Raw genomic sequence first — 18989 nt, forward strand, 5'->3', positions numbered from 1 at the left:
AGCGGCGACGCCTTAAACACATTTACTTACAAATACTTCATTTGCATAAAATCGATCTTGCATCTATAGGTGATAAGTTATGGTCCTCGATCGGGCCAAAAGATGCCTAGCCTCAAATGCGCATCAAACTACCCAGTATTCCTGCCCTCGGTGTTTATCTCGCACTGTCTTGCCTGTTTGTGACCGCATGGTTACTCAATCCTGCCCACACGCATTCGTCCTTTGCGATGAATCCAGTGAAGGCGGTGACCGATCAAGTGGCCAGGCCCATTTATACCAGCCGTTTCGCCTCGTCCGGGCTGGTGGACTTCGTGCACTCCTCGGCCGTAACAGCCTTGCCTGACGGTAGTTTGATGACAGCCTGGTTTGCCGGCTCTCGCGAAGGCGCAGCCGATGTGCAGGTGCGTTCCGCCCGCTTCGACGCGAAAACCGGCGAATGGGGTGCTGAGCGGGTATTGGCGACACGGAATTCGACCCAACAGGGCACCCAAAGATACATTCGCAAGCTGGGCAACCCGGTGATTGCACTGGCGCCGGACAAACGCCTGTGGTTGTTCTACGTATCCGTGTCCATGGGCGGTTGGGCCGGCAGTGCAGTCAACGTGATGGTTTCCGAGGACTTCGGTGAAAACTGGTCCGCTCCGCGCCAACTGATCACGTCCCCCTTTCTGAACATCAGCACCCTGGTCCGGTCCGCCCCCGTGTTTCATGCCGACGGTTCCATCGGTTTACCGGTCTACCACGAGTTTCTGGGCAAGTTTGCCGAGTACCTCTACTTGAGCGCAGACGGTGATGTGATCGACAAATACCGCATCAGCCACGGCAAGAACTCATTGCAACCCACGGTGGTTCCGCTGGATGGGCAGCGCGGCATCGCCTTGTTGCGTTATGCCGGCAACACCCACCACCGTGTTCTGGCAACCCGCACTGAAGATGCCGGACAAAACTGGAGTGAACCCTATCCGCTCGAGCCATGGAATCCGAACTCCTCGCTGGCGGCCGTCGCAACCCCCGAGCATGGGTTGCTGGTAGCGCTCAATGACCTGCAAGAGGGTCGCTTCAAGCTGAGCCTTTATGGCACCGACGAAAAAATGGACGATTGGCGCTCGTTGCGTGACCTGGACAAATCACCTGATCCGGAAGGAGATCCGTTTTCACCCCAAGCCTACAAAAAAATCATAGGCCATGAGTTCCGCGGTTCCAGTGGCGCGCTGCGCCAACCGCTGGAGGCGCAATTCCTGAACAATCTCGACACACGTGTCTGTAACCCCCGAGGCTGCGAGTTTGAATATGAATATCCATATTTCATCCGCAGCCCGGACGGCATGTATCACCTGGTTTATTCCTGGAACAACACTTTCATCAAGCACGTTACTTTCAACGATGCGTGGCTGTCCGAGCGACTCAAATGATTAACCTATGGCAAGCCCATGTCTGCTTCGCGATGATCATCTTCCTCTTGCTGCCGTCTTTCGGTTTGAACAGGAGCTGGCGTATCGCGCTGCTGGCCGCCTTGCTGGCCGCCAGCTTCATACCGCTGGACGGGTTGTCGTTGGCCACGTATTTGCGCAGCCACATCGATGACCTTGCGATCACGTCACTGGTGTTCATGGCATGGGGCTGTTTACGTCGGCTGGGCTACCTGCCGCCTGCGCGGCAGGGTAAAACCTGCATTCTGATCATGTTCGCCCTGTTGGCCCTGGTGCTGTACCCGGCAACCCTTGGTCTGAGCGATCTGGATCCTTATCGACTTGGATACAGCCCGCGCCCGATGTTGATTTTCTTCGCACTGCTCACTCTGGGCCTGTTTTACCTGCGCAACAGCCTGGCCGTCGTGATGCTGTCCAGCGCGACCCTGGCCTTCATCGCCGGGATAAAACCTTCGCAAAACTATTGGGATTACCTGATTGATCCACTACTGGGTCTGTTTTGCTGTGCGGCACTTCTGATGCTTTTCACACGCTGGGCGTATGGTTGCCTGAACAAACAACCCAGCCCAGTGTTTAAAGCATCCAGATCCGTTTGAGCTTCAACGACAAATTTAACAGGGGAACTTGGATGGGTTGGCTGCAATCGAGACGTTTGCACTATTGGCTAGGCGCAACAGCGATTCTGTTTGCGTTGTTTACCCTGCTACGGGTGGTGTTCTTTTTCGGCTATTCCGGTTTCGACGCTAATGCCCTGATCAACGACGAGGTCGTACGGGAAACCCTGGGCATCGGCTTTCGTTTCGATCTGCGCCTGGCCATTCTGGTAATGCTGCCGTTGGCTTTGCTTGCCTGGATTCCTCGCTGGAACCTCATCACAAGCCGCTTGCTGCGCTGGATCGCACGCCTTTACATTGTTGCGGCTCTAGGCGCCCTGTTGCTGATCTACATCATCGATTTCGGGCATTACGCTTACCTGGGCATGAGGATCAACGCCACGGTATTGCGCTTCATCGAGGATGCACAAATATCCCGTGACATGGTCTGGCAGACCTACCCGGTCATCTGGATTTCTCTGGGTTGGCTGGCAACGGTAGCGTTGACGACACTGGCCCTGGTGCATCTGGAGCGTGTGACGCTGGACCGCCCTCGCAAACCGATTCACCCGTTCTCTGCCACATGGGGCGGCGCGTTGATGGTCATGGTGGTATTGCTGGGCATTTTAGGCCGTGTCGAGAACATGAACCTGGAAAACCCTGTGCCATTGCGCTGGAGCGATGCCTTCTTCTCGGGCAATAACCAGACTGCTGCACTGGGACTCAACCCGGTGATCTTCCTGTATGACACGCTCAAGGTCGGCCAGTCGCGCTATGACGAAGCACAGGTGCGCGAGCACTATTCAGTCATGGCCAACTACCTGGGCGTTGACCAGCCCGATCCGCAAACGCTTAATTTTGTTCGCCACCAGGCACCACAACCCTACAAAGTATCGGGATCACGACCGCCGAACGTGATGTTTGTCATGCTTGAATCCCTGGGCACCAGTGCCGTCGGGGCTTACGGCAACCCGATCAATCCGACCCCCAATCTCGATCGCCTGGCCACGCAGAGCTGGTTCTTCGAGCACTTCTATGTGCCTGTGACCGGCACCGCAAAAACCGTATGGGCCAGCATTTCCGGGGTCCCTGACGTCACGCGTCAAGAGACTGCGACGCGTAACCCGTTGATCACCCGGCAGCACTCCCTGGTCAATGCCTTCACCGGCTACGAGAAGATCTACACCATCGGCGGCAATTCCGGCTGGGCCAACATGAATGCCTTGATTCGGCAAAGCATCGACGGCGTTCGCCTGTACGAAGAGCGGGACTGGAAATCCCCGGTGGTGGATGTCTGGGGCATTTCCGATCTGGACCTGTTCAAGGAGACCGACCAGCTCCTGCAGGCGTTGCCCAAGGACAAACCGTTCTTTGCGTATGTACAGACTGCTGGCAACCATCGTCCCTTCACGATCCCCAAGACCAATGATGGATTCGAGGTCAAGCACCCTACCCTCGAGGAAGTCCAGGCCGCAGGATCGCGCAGTGTCGAGCAATACAACGCCGTGCGCCTGCTGGACTTCAACATCGGTCGCTTGATGGAAATCGCCAAGGCCGGTGGCTACTACGACAACACCATCTTTGTGCTGTTTGGTGACCATAACACCCGTATCGCGCAGATCCCTTTCCTGGCCCCGGCCTATGAGCAACTGGGCCTGGAAAGCAATGCGGTGCCGATGATCATCCACGCCCCGGGCTTGCTCGGGACACGCAAGGTCCAGGAGGCGGTTGGCCTGGTGGATTTGCTGCCAACAGTGGCGGGCATGGCCGGTCTTGAGTTCCGCAACAGCGGCATGGGTCGTGATATTCAGCAGCCGGCGCCCGAGGGTGAACGCGTAGTACCGCTGGTATTGCGCGAGGGAACGTTCCCGCTGATTGCCGGCGTGACTCAACATTACATGGTGCAAATGGAGCACGACGGCAGCTCGCCAACGCTCCACGACCTTGCTTCGAAAACGCCCCTGGACAACGTGGCCGAGCAAAACCCTGAAGAATTCAAACGCCTGGTGCAGTTGACCCGCGCCATGCATGAAACCTCAAGGTTAATGCTGTATCAGAACGTGCGACAGTAACTGCTGGCGCCAGCGAGCCCGCGTCTATGGTGCAGATAGACGCGGGTCGCCCTGACCTATGACATCAGCTGCGCTCGCGGGGAATCAGGCTCTGCAGCTGTTGCGCCAGAAAGTTTGCATCGAACTCAAAGGTATCCGGGTCCTTCAAGCCATTGGTCTTGCGCCACTGCCAGCCAGTGGATGGCGGCAGGCACACCAGTGACACGCTGCCATAACGTGCTGCCGTAAAGCCCATCACCGCCACGCAAATCTGCCCGCCGACACCCATCGCCTCCGGCACGAACTCCACCGGCTTGCCCGCGATCAGGATGCTCAGCTTTTCAGTCTTGAAGGGAGAGGTCTCCACCGGAACACTCGGCCCCGACGCGACATACACTTCACGATTCACTTCGAGCAGGTCAGGCGCCTTGACCGGTTCGAGCCACTGCTGGATCTCATCGAACAGCGCACCAATGCGCTTCGCCCACTCGGCCGATTGCGATTCGAACACTTGTTTTTTGTGCGCTTCGCTTTCGGCGTAGTGGCGAAGCATTTCGCCCAGTTGCTGTACATCGTCCATAGCGGTGTTCCCTGAATAGACCGGTGTTGCGGACCTGGAGCATGGCAGATGCGCGCACGCTGTGTACGACTATAACCTGACGACAGTTTGCACCGTCGCGTAAACGCAGGCACTGCAGGTGCGCACTTCACCGGACAAACGGAGCTGCAAGCGCCAGCTGCGGTGGCGTTCGCCCTGGGCGAATGACTCAGCCGGCCCTGGGCGGGCGACGCAGGCGCGCCATGCTCAAGGTGTCCACCAGTACGCCGTCGCGAACGGCGTAATCACGAAACAGGCCCTCGGTTTCGAAGCCGAACTTGCGGTACAGGGCAATGGCTGCTTCGTTATCGGCATACACCGAAAGCTCGACGCGCTGCAGGTTCATCCAGTTGTCGGCGATATCCAGCGCCGTCGCGAGCAACTTGGAACCCACGCCCTTGCCTTGCCACTCGACCGCAACACCCATGCCGAAACTGCCGGCATGGCTGCGACGAATGCGCGAGAACTGCTCCAGGCCAATGTTGCCGACGACCGTGCCTTGATGCAGGGCCACTACCTTCACCAGGCGTTCGTTATCCGGCGCCAGGCGACTGCGCCAGAGCTCGGTGGACTGAAACGGCATTTGCAGGGTTTGCCGGGCGATGGCGGGATCGTTGTACAGCGCCGTAATGCCTTCGATATGGGATTCGTTGAAGCGCTCGAACGTGATAACGGGTTCGGTGGTCGGCATGGGTGAATCATCCTTGAAGCAGACATGGCCGTTCACTCTATAACGCTTTCTTCAGTGTGGCGAGAATCGATGTGGGAGCGGCGGTGCGGCGATCCGACTTGCTCGCGAAGGCGGTTGACCAGTCACCTTCAATGTTGAATGTGATGACGCCTTCGCGAGCAAGCCCGCTCCCACATTTTGATCGCACTCAGCTTTCGAACCACTCCCGACGCTCGCTGAAGGTGTTTTCGATCAACTCGACGATCATCCGTACCTGCGCGTCCTCCTCGGAACGGGCATTGACCGCCATCCACACCTGACGCTGCATCGGCCGGTCAAACAGTCCCGGCAAGGCAACGAGGCCGCGGTCGAAGTGGCTCATGTAGTGCGGCAGCAGGCCGACGCAGGCGCTGCAACGGATCATCTCCAGCATCAGTTCGTAGGACTGCAACTGCACAGCTCCCGCCAGGCGCTGGTCCACCAGTGCATTCCATGGCCGGAAGCTTTCAACCTGGCAGTCCTGCTGCCATTGCACCAGGAGGAAATCGGCCAGTTCCTCCAGGCATTCCGGCCTGGAAGCCACCCGTGAGTAACGCTTGGCAATGTGCGGCAGGTACTCCAGTTGCGCCAGAGACCGGGCTTCGGTGGTGGTAAAGCTCGGCCCCGGCAACGGCGATCCGGTTTCGCCCAGCCACACCACCACGTCGGCGCTGACCGCTTGCAGGGACAGTTCGCTGTCGAGGGTCTTGATGTCCAGGCGCACGCTGGCATTGCGTCGCAGCAGCGCCACCAGGTCACGCCCGAGAATGTCATGCAGGATCGAATCGGCCACGGCCAGCCGAATCAACGGCTGTTCGATCACCGGCAAATTGCGCTCATGGGCCAGTGCGATCAATTGTGCGTGCAGGCGCAAGCCATCGCGACTGAGGCTCAAACCATTGTCTGACGGGTTGAACAGCGAGCAGCGCAGCTGTGCCTCCAGCAGTGCCAGTTGCCTGCGCAGGCGGGTGGCCTTGATGTTCAGGCTGCGCGCGGCCTGCATGAAACAACCGCAACGGGCACTGACGGTGAAGCACAGCGCCAGTTCGGGGTCGATACCCGCGGCCAACTGGCGCCAGGACGCATTTTTATCGATGGTTACACGATACTCGGTAGCGCCCCGGTGGGCGCCGGTTTCCATGACTGACATCGAGGACTCCCTGTCGACATGACACTGACAGTTCCATCCTGCGGATCATTGATGAACCTGCCGTGACAATAACTCAGGCGCTGGGTGTCTGGCGAAAGCTCACGGCCAGGCGATTCCAGCTGTTGATGGTGGTGACGGCGATGGTCAGGTCGACTATTTCGCTTTCACTGAACTGCTCCCTGGCCTGCACGTAAACATCGTCCGGGACGTGGCTTTGCGAGAGCAAGGTGACGGCTTCGGTCCAGGCCAGCGCGGCTCTTTCCCGCGGATTGAAAAAGTTGCTGTCGCGCCAGACCACGATGGAATACAGCCGGCGCTCGCTTTCGCCGAGGCGCCTTGCATCCACCGAGTGCATGTCGGTGCAGAAGGCACAGCCGTTAAGTTGCGAGGCGCGAATCTTGACCAGGTGCAGCAGGCCCTGCTCGATGCTCAGGCTGCTGGTCAGGGCCTCCATGGCGATCATGGCCTTCATCGCTTGGGGGGACGCGCTGTAGTAATCCAGGCGGGGCTTCATGGCGTTCTCGTGCGGCCTTGAGTTGATTTTCACGATAATAGCTGGCGCGCGAGCATGACAGATCCAATTTCGCGATTTCCCCGTGGGCCACGGCCTGCAGACCAATTGACGGTTTTTCCACCGCGCAACTTCTGCCGAGCGAGCGGATAAGGGTAATCTTGCGCGACGCACACGCGCCTCAACAGCCCCGGAGTCTCGCCGGCATGGAACTACATGTTGTCATCAACGGCCGCAAGGACCTGGCCGGCCAGTTGTATAACCAACTGCGCAGCGCCATCGAGTCCGGACGCCTGGCCGCCGGGACGCAACTGCCGCCCAGCCGGTTGCTGGCCGAACAATTAGGCATTTCACGCAAGACCATTTCCGATACCTACGCCCAGTTGACCTACGAAAACTTCCTCACCGGGGTGGTCGGCAAAGGCACTTACGTCAATGCGCGCTCGTCGAAAGTGCAGCGTAAACAGAACTACACGGAGCTTGGCGGCTTTGAGGTGATCGAATCCTGGCGCAACCTGCCGGTATTCCTGCGTCATCCGACCCTGGAAGGCTCGCTGCGCTACGATTTCATTGGTGGCGCCACCAGCAAGGGCCAGTTTCCCCAGGATGACTGGCGACGCTGCACCTCCCACGCGCTGCGCCAGATTGCCGGCTCCAAGGGCTTGTACAGCCAGCCTGAGGGCTTGCCCGCCCTGCGCAACGCCATTGCGCGGCACATCGCATTCTCTCGCGGGGTCAATTGCCAGGATGAGGATGTGGTGGTGTGCAACGGCGCGCAGCAGGCACTGGACCTGATTGCGCGGGTGCTGATCAGTCCGGGCAGCCTGGTCGCCATGGAGGACCCTGGCTACCCGCCGGCGCGACTGCTGTTCGGCACCCATGGTGCCACGGTGATTGGCGTGCCGGTGGACGCCGAAGGCATTGTGGTGGACCAGATTCCTCGCGGCACGCGCCTGATCTACGTCACCCCGTCGCACCAGTTCCCGCTGGGCATGCCGATGAGCCAGGCGCGCCGGCAAGCACTGCTGGCCAAGGCCCATGAACTGGGCGCGATCATCATCGAGGACGACTACGACAGCGAATTCCGCTACGAAGGACGCCCCACCGATTCCCTGCAAAGCATGGATGAACGGGGGATCGTCGCTTACGTCGGGACCTTTTCCAAAACCCTGCTGCCGGAACTGCGGCTTGGCTATGCGATCCTGCCGCCAGCGATCCTGGAGGCCGTGGTGCGCGCCAAACAGCTCACCGACCTGCACACCTCAACCCTGCCGCAATGGGCGCTGGCCAAGTTCATCGCCGAAGGCTGCCTGCTCAAGCACATCCGCCGCTGCCATACGGTCTATGCCGGGCGCCGTGAACGGATCCTGACGCGCATGGCCGGCGACCTCTCCCCCTGGCTGGAGGCGGTGCCGTCCACCGCCGGCTTCCACATGGTGGTGATGTGCAAAGTGCCCATGGATATTCCATTGGTGATCGAACTGGCGAAAAAAGTCGAAGTCGGGCTCTATGCCATCGACGGCTTTTTCTATCAGCAAGCGCCCAAGGCCGGGTTTTTCCTCGGTTTTGGCGCCATCGAGACCCTGGACATCGACACCGCCCTGGACCGTGTGCGCGACATTTTGCAGCAGCTGGCCTGACGGATTGGCCTGGGATTTTATCCGGCGATTGGCTATTGGCGGTCCGCAGGGTCAGGCCTATCCTGCATAGGCGTTAACCCTCAATGAGCAGGATTCGTCCGGCCTGATTCAGGAGTGTGAGCAATGTCCCATGAAGTGATCAATACCGTACAGGTACAGGCCGCCGCCGGCCGCTCGGATGAACTGGGTAAGCAACTGCAAAAGATTGTCGAAACCCTGCGTGAACTACCGGGCTGCGAATCCTATATGGTCGACCGCTGCCCAGAGGACAGCAATCGCTGGACCGTCAGCGCCCGCTGGCAATCGGAAGCGGCCATGAAATCCCATTTCAACTGCCCCGAAGTCCAGGGTTTCATTAGCCTGATCGACAGCCAACTGGCCAATGCGGTGGACTTCAACAGTTTTCCGATCGTCTGAAAACAAGATCAATGGATCGCAGCCTGCGGCAGCGCCTGCACGGGCTGCGATCTTTGCTTTGGTCCCCTCGCCTTCCGCAATATTGGCTGTTTAACCGCTACCGCTTGCGCACTACTGTGGTTTGCAACAACTAACCACCGCAGGTAAAGAACCATGAACATGTTGCGTTGCTGTGCTGCCTCCCTCGCCGCTCTGGCCATGATTGTGTCCGCTTCGGCCTTTGCCCATGACCCTTCGGAAAAGGTCACTGTTTTGCAGGACCAGATGCTGAAAAATGCTCCCGGCAAAAAGGCTTTGATGATCGAAGTTGACTACCAGCCAGGCCAATCGTCCATCGCCCACAAGCACGACGGCACGGCCATGGCCTATGTGCTTTCGGGGTCGATCACTTCTCAGGTGAAAGGCGAAAAAGCGGTTACCTACAAGGCCGGTGAGTATTGGTACGAACCCGCAGGTTCGGAACACCTGGTCTCGAAAAACGCCAGTACAACCAAACCGGCGAAGCTGTTGGTGTTCATGGTATTAGCCCCGGACGAGAAAGTGTTGATCCCATTGGAAAACTGATGACTGAACGTACAGCCATAAATAAAAAGGCTCGAATGGCGAATTCGGGCCTTTTTATTTCCCGAGGCAATTAACCGCAAGCTGTTAAGCCAAACAAAACTATTGGCCACCGGATAAGTTCGAACATTGGCTGTTTCAATAAAACATCCAGGGTTTAGTCTTGAGTCACTGTCGGCACAACACCGGCAACATCAACTGTCGACCAAACTGTTTCACTGGAGAAACACCATGAAACTTGCACTTGTCAGTACGTTGACCATAACGGTAGTTTTAACTGGTTGCTCGATCCCGACTGCGCCAACGGCGGTCTCTTCGCTCAATGGCATTTTCACCGAACCGGTAGGCCGCAGTGGTGCCACCCTGATTACCAACGGCAGCCATGTCTCGCTGGGCATTATCTACAGTCAGAATACCCAGACGAACCGTGCCTATCTGCGGGACTACCAGGCCAACGCCGGCACCGGTTTCGGCCAAAGCCTGCTGGTACAGCCGATTCATGACGCCTATGTAGCCACCTCCAGGCCGGACATGGCCGTGGATTGGGTCAAGGCCTCCCTGCAGCGGCAATTCGGTTCGGTGACCGTGTATCCGGACATGCAGAGCCTCAGGGCGGCGAAGCCGGACGTGATGGCAGTGGTCGACACCCGCAGCCAACTGATGACATCGCGCAGTTCAGACATCCAGTCAGATGTCAGTGCGGACTTTTACGACAAGAACTTTAACTATATCGGTACTGCACAAGGGCATGACGCCAAAGCACTCAGTCCCGTGTGGGCTGACTACAAACGTAGTGAAGACATAGTTGCAGACATCAATGAACAACAGAATGTGCAAGTCAGGGCGCTGCAGAAGTTCGACCAGACGCTCAATAGTTTGCTTAGCAAACCGACTAGCCTCTCGATGATTGACAACACGCCAGAGCAAAACCACTACTGACGTTATCGCCCTCCAGACTTTCTGACGCCTAAAGGCACGCTCAAGCTCGCTCCCACAGTAGATCAGGAAATGGGAGCGGGCCGTGTAGCACTGCGAAACAAATAACCAAGGTAAAACAAACCAATTAAAGTTATTTTAAGTTCGGCACGGAACAGCCACCTTTTAAACTTTAAATAATGGATTGATATATGAGCAAAGATGAGGAAAGATCCTTCATAGCGTGCTTGACCTGCGAAGGGAGCCCCATGACTTTTTTCGAAAGGGTATTAAGCGACAGGCATTTTCAGCAAGACGATGAAGATGGCCCACACAAACACTTGATTACGACTGCAGAAGTCTACTCCGCTGATTTACAGAAAATGGTACCCTTGGGCGTCACCTCTAAAAATAAAAACAGCATAGGGATAGTGGTGCATTTCAGGTGCTATGACGACTACTACAATCTGCAGATTTTAAGCGAGCCCTACTACAACAACTACTTCAGCAAGAGCACCCAAGGTTTCCTCGGAGCGCTTCCGGCGGCGGGAGGTGATACGACTTCTTTTAACTTGCTGAATGAAAGTTTCAAGACTGTCACGCTAGATGATTTCGACAGCGACAATCAGACCGTTTACTTGCAGGCACGCAATGCAGGCGTTATCAAAAAAATGCTATGGGGCGCTCAGGTGAACCGTTATTGCTTCCACGACCTGGCGGGTCACCAGGTTTTATTCAAACTGCACATTCTTGAAAGAAACGTGGCCACCCCTCAAAGCACTACACCCTACACTTGAAATAGCAGTGTGTGGTGATTTGACCCATTAAAAAAAGCCCCGCATCCTTCGATGCGGGGCTTTTTCATTCAACGCCTGATCAGGCCGCCGGTTCCAGCTCGGCGGCGACGGCGGCAGGCACTACCGCTTGACCGCTCAACGCCAGGTCCAGCAGTTCGCGGTTGGCCACCGCGTACATGGCGTAGTCGGTGCCGCTGGCGGCACGGATTTCCACCAGCATGGCGCGCCAGCGTTCGATCATGCCTTCGTGCTGCGCCATCCACAGGGAGAGCCGTGTTTCCACGTCCTGGGTGCCGTCGCCCTGTTGCAGGACCGAGATGGTGATCGCGCGTTGCTGCCAGTCGACGTCATCGCGGAACGCTTCACGGGCCAGGGCCTGCCAGTTGTTTTCAACCGGCAGAGCGCTGATCTGTTGCATGTACCAGGTGATGTCCAGCGCGCTGCCCACGGCGAAGTAAGCCTTGGCCACCTCAGCCGGATCCTGGCCGGTCACGTCGGAAGCCTCGATGATCGGCAGCAGGGTGTACAGGTGCGAGGTACCCGCCACCATACGCGCCAGCAGCTCCGGCACACCGGCTTCGACGTAGGCCTGATAACGGCGCTGCCAGGTTTCACGGATCTCGCCACTGAGCAGCTCGTCGAGCTTCAGGCCCAACTCTTTCAAGTGCGGACCAAAGTGCGCGACGTCACGGGCAGCATTCTGCTCGTTGCGACGGGCACGCAGGAACCAGCGCGTAGCGCGACGGCCCAGGCGCATCAGCTCGTCCATCAGCTCCAGTTGCACGTCGGCGGCAACCTGGTAGTCCAGGTTTTCGATCTGACGGAACCAGTGCGGGAGATGGAAAATGTCACGCACGATCACGTAGGCACCGGCCACGTTCGCCGGGCTCATGCCGGTCGACTCTTTGAGTCGTTGAACGAAGGTGATGCCCATGTGGTTGACCAGGTCGTTGGCGATCTGGGTGCTGACGATTTCGCGCTTCAGGCGGTGACGGCGCATGGCCACGGAGAACTTGCTCACCAGCGTTGGCGGGAAAGCGGTTTCCATGTCGCGGGTCAGGTAGTCGTCGTCCGGCACCAGGGAGCCCAGCAACTGCTCCTTGAGGTCGATCTTGCTGTAGGAGATCAATACCGACAGCTCGGCACGGGTCAGGCCATGGCCTTGCGCGACACGCTCGTTGATCGCGTCTTCCGACGGCAGGAACTCGATGGCACGATCCAGCTTGCCGCGGCCTTCCAGGTCGTTCATCAGGCGCTTGTATTCGGCAATCCGCGGCAAGGCGCGACGGGCTGCCAGGGACAGGGCCTGGGTCTGCTTGTAGTTGTTGCCCAGCACCAGACCACCGACTTCGTCGGTCATGCTCGCCAGCAACTGGTTACGCTGCTTGTCGGTCATGTCGCCGGCCTGAACCACTTCGTTCAGCAGGATCTTGATGTTCACTTCGTGGTCGGAGCAGTCCACACCACCGGCGTTGTCGATGAAGTCGGTGTTGGAACCGCCGCCATTGAGGCCGAACTCCACACGACCCAGTTGGGTCATGCCCAGGTTACCGCCCTCGCCCACGACTTTGCAGCGCAGTTCGTTGCCGTTCACGCGCAGTGCATCGTTGGCCTTGTCGCCGACATCGGCGTGGCTTTCGCTGCTGGCCTTGACGTACGTACCGATACCGCCGTTCCACAGCAGATCCACCGGTGCCTTGAGCAAGGCGTTCAGCAGTTCGGTCGGGGTCAGCTTGTCGGCCTCGATGTCGAAGCGTTCTTTCATCTGCTCGGAAATCGTGATGCTCTTCGCGCTGCGCGAGAAGATACCGCCGCCTTCGGACATGATGCTGGTGTCGTAGTCCGACCAGGCCGAACGCGGCAGGTCGAACAGGCGCTGACGCTCGGCGAAGCTCGACGCCGGCTCAGGGTTCGGATCGATGAAGATGTGCAGGTGGTTGAACGCCGCGACCAGCTTCAGCTTGTCGGACATCAGCAAGCCGTTGCCGAACACGTCACCGGCCATGTCGCCGACACCGACCACGGTGATGCTGTCTTCCTGGACATTGATGCCGCGCTCGCGGAAGTGGCGCTGTACGCCGACCCACGCGCCTTTGGCGGTGATGCCCATCTTCTTGTGGTCGTAACCTGCCGAGCCGCCGGAGGCGAACGCGTCACCCAGCCAGAAGCCGTAGTCGATGGCGATGCCGTTGGCGATGTCGGAGAAGGTCGCGGTGCCTTTGTCCGCCGCCACGACCAGGTACGGGTCATCGTCGTCATGACGCACGACGTTGGCTGGTGGTACCAGTGCGCCGTCCTTCAGGTTGTCGGTGATGTCCAGCAGACCCGAAATGAAGATGCGGTAGCAGGCGATGCCCTCGGCCGCGATCTCGTCACGGCTGCCGCCCAGTGGCAGGCGACGCGGCAGGAAGCCGCCCTTCGCACCCACCGGCACGATCACCGAGTTCTTCACTTGCTGGGCTTTTACCAGGCCCAGCACTTCGGTACGGAAATCTTCTTCACGGTCGGACCAGCGCAGGCCGCCACGGGCAACGTTGCCGAAGCGCAGGTGCACGCCTTCGACGCGTGGCGAGTACACGAAGATTTCGAACTTCGGTACCGGCTTGGGCAGCTCGGGAATCAAGTGCGGGTTGAACTTGAAGCTGAAGTACGATTTGTTATGGCCGTTGGCATCGGTCTGGTAGAAGTTGGTGCGCAGGGTGGCCTTGATCAGGTCCAGGTAGCGACGCAGGATGCGGTCTTCGTTCAGTACCTGGACGTCGTCCAGGGCGCTGAGAATCGCGTGTTCCAGACGCTGTTGCTTATCGTCCAGGTCATCGCTGGTCAGCTTGCGCGCCAGGTAGAAACGGGTCTTGAACAACCGGGTCAGTTCGCGAGCGATGTCGGTGTGGTTGTTCAGGGTGCTGGCGATGTAACCCAGGTCGAAGCCCAGGCGGATCTGCTTCAGGTAACGGGCGTAGGCACGCAGCAGCGCCACGTCACGCCATGGCAGGCCGGCGGTCAGTACCAGACGGTTGAACGCGTCGTTCTCGGCATCGCCACGCACGATGTGGACGAACGCGTCCTGCAGCGTGTCGTTGAGCTGCTGGATGTCGAGTTCCAGGCCTTCGGCGGCGGTGAACGCGAAGTCGTGAATCCAGAATTCGCGGCCATTGCTGTGACGCAGGTGATACGGGAACTCGCCCAGCACGCGCAGACCGAGGTTCTCCAGGATCGGCAGGACGTCGGACAGTGCCAGCGGCGTGTCGGCGTGGTACAGCTTGCAATGCAGCTGGCGCTGACCGGCGACCTGGCCCAGCGGCTGATAGAAACTCATCACCAGCGGGTTTTTGTCGCTCAGGCTCAACAGATGCTGCATGTCGACCACAGCGGAATGCGCGGCGAAACGCTCGCGGTAACCGGCCGGGAAGCCTTTCGGGAAATCGGCCAGCACGTTGGTGCCCTGGGCTTCACCGAAGCTCTCGACGGTCAGTGCGGCGTAGTCGTCCTGCCAGCTGCGACAGGCCTGCACCACTTCTTTTTCCAGCAGCAGCGGGTCGATGTCGAGGCGGTTTTTCGGGTCGACGCGCAGGATCAGCTGCACGCGGGCCAGTACGGACTCGGAGAAGAACGTCCAGAACTCGCAGTCGGTGGCTTTCAGGCGATCCATCAGCACTTGCTGGATCTTCTGGCGCACTTCGGTGGAGTAGATGTCGCGCGGCACGTAGGCCAGGCAGTAGCAGAAGCGGCCGTACGGGTCTTTGCGCAGGAACACGCGAATCTTGTTGCGTTCCTGGATCTGCACGATCGACATCACGGTGCTGAACAGCTCGTCCACCGGGGTCTGGAACAGATCGTCGCGCGGCAGCACTTCGAGCACCTGCGCCAGTTCCTTGCCCAGGTGAGCCTTGGCCTGGAAGCCGGAGCGGTGTTCGATTTCCTCGACCTTGCGGCGGATGTACGGGATCACCCGCACGCTCTCGCCATACACCGACGAGGTGTACAAGCCCATGAAACGGCATTCCTTGATGACCTTGCCGTTGGCGTCGATTTCGCGGATCGACACGTAGTCCGGGTAAGCCGGGCGGTGTACACGGCTTGGGTGCGCGGCCTTGGCGAACGACAGCAGGGTCGGTTCGCGCAGGTAGTTCACGGCATAGTCTTCGATGCGCAGGTCATCGTAGGTCAGGCCGGCACGCAGCAGCTTGGTCAGACCGAGGAAGGAGTCCTTGTCGTAGACGATGTGGCCGCCATCGGCTTCGTCGCTGACCACGAACTCTTCATAACCGAGGAAGGTGAAGTGGTTGCCCACCAGCCATTCCAGGAAGCTCTTGATTTCGTTCTTCTCGTCGCCATCGACGGCGAACTGGCTGTTGTCCAGCTTGCTCAGGATGTCCTGAACCTTGGCCTTCATCGGCTCGAAATCATCGACCGCCACGCGGACTTCACCGAGCACCTGCTCCAGCTCTTTGCTCAGCACATTGAGTTCGGCGGTGTTGGCGCAGCGGTCGATTTCCAGGTACATCAGCGATTCTTGCTGAATGTCCTCGCCCTGGGTGCCCTTGGGCAGGATTTCCAGCAACTCGCCCTTACTGCCACGACGCACGCTCAGCACGGTGGTTTGCAGGGTATGGATGCTGTAGCCGCGGCGGTTCAGCTCGGTACGCACCGAGTCCACCAGGAATGGCAGGTCGTGGTGCAGCACTTCGACCGCCGTGTGGGTCGACTGCCAGCCGTGGCGTTCGTAATCGGGGTTGAAGACTCGCACTTGCGGTTGCGCGTGATCGAAGCGCTCAAGCAGGCGCCATGCAGAAAGGGTGCAGCCAGCAAGGTCGGACAACCGACGCTGGGTCAGCTCGTCAAGGGAAATGATGCCGAAGAATTGTTCAGCGAACAGCGCCACTTGTGGCAGTGCCTGTTCACTGATGTGCTGCGCCAGTGCCGCTTGCAGTTGGTGCTGGAAGTCGGCTTTGCTGGCTGCGGTGAAGAACGCCATCTGTGGTACTCCGCTTGGGCTTGTTATTGATGGAAGCGTCGCGCGAAACCCCTTTCGGGGCTACGTTTCAAAGCTAGCCGTCACCCGGTTCCTGATTCTCGGGCAGAGGAAACAGGGTGACAGGTGGGTGAAGCTGGACGAGACACTCAGGTCACATCCACCTTCCGTGAATGGGCATCTGCAAAAACGACTGGCCACAGGTTGCTCCAATGTCTTTACAGGTATCCATTGGTTGCGCAGCTTAACCAGTGCGGCAAGGCCCGTGCTTGCGGTGCTGCGACATATTCGGTCATCGGCACGCTGCTCAAGGCATGCGTATCGAACAACACTAGCAGTCGTACAGGAAAATGACGGCTTTGCACCCGCATTTACGGGACCTTCGTACCAGAAATGACCGGTAACACACTGATTGTTCACTACATGAGCATGGCCGCTCGGACGAGCAGATTTTTTTGGGGGGGAATGAGGCTTGTTGGTGTCAGGTGCAGTGTTCAACGAAGATGAGCGAGTCAAAGGTGACAGTGAGCACGGGGACTTCAGTGCTCACTGGCGGTTCAAGATTTCGGCAGAGACAACAAACTGCCTTGTTATGGGCAATCAATCCCTGGCTGCCAAGGCTCTCCCCACGGAGCTGAATAGAGATCCGGTGGCTTATTCTCGCTCTGGAAGTTTTGTTTGTATTTTTTCCTTTTGTACGCCACCTCTTCGTCATAAGTTACATATTTTTTACTGGCATCCCAGGTCGGGATATCGCCGCACTCACCGCCCCCGGCAGGTGCTTTGATATTGAGATGCTCGGTTAGCGTAATGGTATGCGCGCCATCAGAAACAGCTACAGAAAGGGTGCCTCTAGTATCCGCAGTGACTGTCGGCGCTTTGAAGGACATCGATTGCGTATCACCTCTCGAAGGCTCGAATCCGGTGGCGGTCCAAAGATAATTCAGGGGCTTGTTTGCTGGAGACCCCGCATAGACATGTGCGCTGAATATCTCGCCCGATGCTACTTCCTCTGGCACGGCAAGCCGTCCTGCAGGCGGTTTGTCCTCCAACATTTTCTTGATTGCGACCTCCAGATCGGGTTGAACGCCTATTTCTGTACTATCGCCGTTGATCTGCGGGTAGCCTGTTTCGACAAGGAGTTTACGGAGTTCTTTCGGTGGAATATTGCCTAGTCCCTTGGCGCGGGCTACTCCTTGTAACGAGGCAACAACACCGGCAATGATTGGGTTCGCTGAAGAGGTGCCGCTAAACGTATGCGTATAGCCCGTGGTTGGATTGTTCACACTCCATGCTGTCGTTGTGACATTGTAACCCCAACTAAATAAATCGACGCGACTTCCGTAGTCGGAATAGCTCGCTCTAAGGCCAGTTTTTGGGTCAACAGCCCCCGCATAAATTGCACCGCTATCGAAAACATTACGATCATAGTAGCCATTGAAAAATGAATGATCCAAATCTATGTTGCCATTCCCCGCAGCCTCCACCACATGCACGCCTTTTTCTTCAACAAGATAAGAAATAATATCGCGCACCGTTCTATTTTCTTCGATCGGCACAAAACAGTTAACCGTGCAGCCAACCTGACTAAAAGGCTCCTTTTTTCTGATTTGAACACCTATCTGCACTACATCACCCTCACCTAGCTTATCCGCCAACTGGAGCAATCTGTCCGTACCCCAGTGCAAATAACCGAGCTTGGTCCAGGGAACAATCCCGGTAGTGCCAAAGCCATTTTCCTGTGATGCAATAATGCCTGCACTGGCCGTATCATGAGAGCCTGTTACGGCCCCAACATCAATTTCCAGATTAGCTTTTGGCAAATCAACATGTTCCCTCGCCCATCGATCTACTTCTGCGGAGACCACCTGCATATCGCGGCCTTTGCCACCCAAAACTTTCCAGGCTTCAACCGCGTTCACGCCACCAATCTTATAGGGGGTTACAGTAGCTTTGCCTTGCAGATAGTTTTGTTGACCCGTGAAGTCAGGAATACTTTTGCGCGCGAGCTTTTTAATAGGCTTACCATTATCTTCATGCATCCCTTCTACACGCGGTTCAAACTCGGCGCTTTCGACCAAAGGATTCCGTCTTAATTTATCAAGCAATGACTCAGCCTGATTTTCAGTCAGTTGGTGGGTATCAACCATGAAGTAACGATCCAATCGATGTCTCTGCAGTGCCTGTAACTGGGCATTGGTTCTCTCTCGGGAAGCTGGAACCAGCGGCCGCATATCAGGCACAATAAGCCTGAGTGTCTTTAACGATTCATCATGACTTTCCGAAGATAAAACACCGCGCTTAACCAATATCATCACACGCGAATAATCAGGAGCGGCCGCATTCACCAGCAAAGGCAACGAAGCAACACAGAACAACATAGCACCCAGCCATTTATTCATCGACTTCATGTCTGCACCTCGCAACTGTTGCAAAAATCAATAAAGCACTTTCCAGCAACACCAACACTGACCCATGCAACACAGTACAAACTTGACTGCTATTCATTGATTGCTCGGCCTACAGTGAATGCTGCAATCCGAAGAGTGGCTACTGTCAAAAATAACAGTGCCGACGACTGGTCACATAGACTGAAGACAATTGCACAGAGACGTCTCGTTGTTATTGCTATCGCTACGCAAAAG

At 57.5% G+C, this 18989-nt stretch carries 14 protein-coding genes; 8 read left to right on the top strand and 6 right to left on the bottom strand.

The features are described 5' to 3' along the window. Positions 1-116: 116 nt before the first annotated feature. Genes AC3WN7_RS07020 through AC3WN7_RS07030 form a run of 3 tightly spaced genes read left to right on the top strand, consistent with a single transcriptional unit; the run spans position 117 to position 4095 of the window. The gene (locus AC3WN7_RS07020; RefSeq protein ID WP_102673581.1) at positions 117-1412 is read left to right on the top strand and encodes a sialidase family protein; all 1296 of its coding nucleotides are present in this window, start codon (positions 117-119) and stop codon (positions 1410-1412) included. Further along, positions 1409-2026: a hypothetical protein gene (locus AC3WN7_RS07025; protein ID WP_102673582.1), complete on the top strand. Its 618-nt coding sequence runs from the start codon at positions 1409-1411 to the stop codon at positions 2024-2026. The genes AC3WN7_RS07020 and AC3WN7_RS07025 overlap by 4 nt, the downstream gene beginning before the upstream one ends. 32 nt (positions 2027-2058) lie before the next feature. Next, positions 2059-4095, top strand: coding sequence for an LTA synthase family protein (locus AC3WN7_RS07030; protein WP_102673583.1), 2037 nt, complete (start codon positions 2059-2061; stop codon positions 4093-4095). 64 nt (positions 4096-4159) lie between these two features. On the opposite strand, the gene AC3WN7_RS07035 is transcribed toward AC3WN7_RS07030, so the two are convergent. The 4 genes from AC3WN7_RS07035 to AC3WN7_RS07050 all read right to left on the bottom strand — a co-directional run bounded on the left by AC3WN7_RS07035 (position 4160) and on the right by AC3WN7_RS07050 (position 7045). After that, positions 4160-4654: a hypothetical protein gene (locus AC3WN7_RS07035; RefSeq protein ID WP_095967032.1), complete on the bottom strand. Its 495-nt coding sequence runs from the start codon at positions 4652-4654 to the stop codon at positions 4160-4162. A 187-nt stretch (positions 4655-4841) separates the two neighbouring features. Beyond that, complete coding sequence (locus AC3WN7_RS07040) at positions 4842-5363, bottom strand: GNAT family N-acetyltransferase (RefSeq protein WP_095967031.1); 522 nt, start codon at positions 5361-5363, stop codon at positions 4842-4844. Between the two features lie 187 nt (positions 5364-5550). Continuing rightward, positions 5551-6531, bottom strand: a complete 981-nt coding sequence (locus tag AC3WN7_RS07045; protein WP_095967030.1) for a LysR family transcriptional regulator — start codon at positions 6529-6531, stop codon at positions 5551-5553. Positions 6532-6604: 73 nt separating this feature from the next. Further along, positions 6605-7045, bottom strand: coding sequence for a carboxymuconolactone decarboxylase family protein (locus AC3WN7_RS07050; protein WP_095967029.1), 441 nt, complete (start codon positions 7043-7045; stop codon positions 6605-6607). 203 nt (positions 7046-7248) lie between these two features. Here AC3WN7_RS07050 and pdxR point away from each other — a divergent pair, with 203 nt between their 5' ends. The 5 genes from pdxR to AC3WN7_RS07075 all read left to right on the top strand — a co-directional run bounded on the left by pdxR (position 7249) and on the right by AC3WN7_RS07075 (position 11372). Beyond that, positions 7249-8682: a MocR-like pyridoxine biosynthesis transcription factor PdxR gene (gene pdxR, locus AC3WN7_RS07055; protein WP_095967028.1), complete on the top strand. Its 1434-nt coding sequence runs from the start codon at positions 7249-7251 to the stop codon at positions 8680-8682. Positions 8683-8805: 123 nt separating this feature from the next. Continuing rightward, the gene (locus tag AC3WN7_RS07060; protein ID WP_095967027.1) at positions 8806-9099 is read left to right on the top strand and encodes a putative quinol monooxygenase; all 294 of its coding nucleotides are present in this window, start codon (positions 8806-8808) and stop codon (positions 9097-9099) included. 153 nt (positions 9100-9252) lie between these two features. Then, a complete protein-coding gene (locus AC3WN7_RS07065; protein ID WP_102673584.1) occupies positions 9253-9663 on the top strand; it encodes a cupin domain-containing protein in 411 nt (136 codons plus the stop codon). Positions 9664-9891: 228 nt separating this feature from the next. Next, the gene (locus AC3WN7_RS07070) at positions 9892-10599 is read left to right on the top strand and encodes an ATPase (RefSeq protein ID WP_102673585.1); all 708 of its coding nucleotides are present in this window, start codon (positions 9892-9894) and stop codon (positions 10597-10599) included. A 245-nt stretch (positions 10600-10844) separates the two neighbouring features. Beyond that, the gene (locus tag AC3WN7_RS07075) at positions 10845-11372 is read left to right on the top strand and encodes a hypothetical protein (protein WP_158247829.1); all 528 of its coding nucleotides are present in this window, start codon (positions 10845-10847) and stop codon (positions 11370-11372) included. A gap of 79 nt (positions 11373-11451) precedes the next feature. Here AC3WN7_RS07075 and AC3WN7_RS07080 read toward each other — a convergent pair whose 3' ends face one another. Next, positions 11452-16347 carry an NAD-glutamate dehydrogenase gene (locus tag AC3WN7_RS07080; protein ID WP_102673586.1) on the bottom strand — a complete coding sequence of 1632 codons (4896 nt, stop codon included), beginning with the start codon at positions 16345-16347 and terminating at the stop codon, positions 11452-11454. A gap of 587 nt (positions 16348-16934) precedes the next feature. Then, positions 16935-18755 (bottom strand): S8 family serine peptidase, encoded by a 1821-nt coding sequence (locus tag AC3WN7_RS07085; RefSeq protein WP_102673587.1) that lies wholly within the window; start codon positions 18753-18755, stop codon positions 16935-16937. Between the last annotated feature and the right edge of the window lie 234 nt (positions 18756-18989).

This window comes from Pseudomonas sp. FW305-70, from assembly GCF_058783925.1.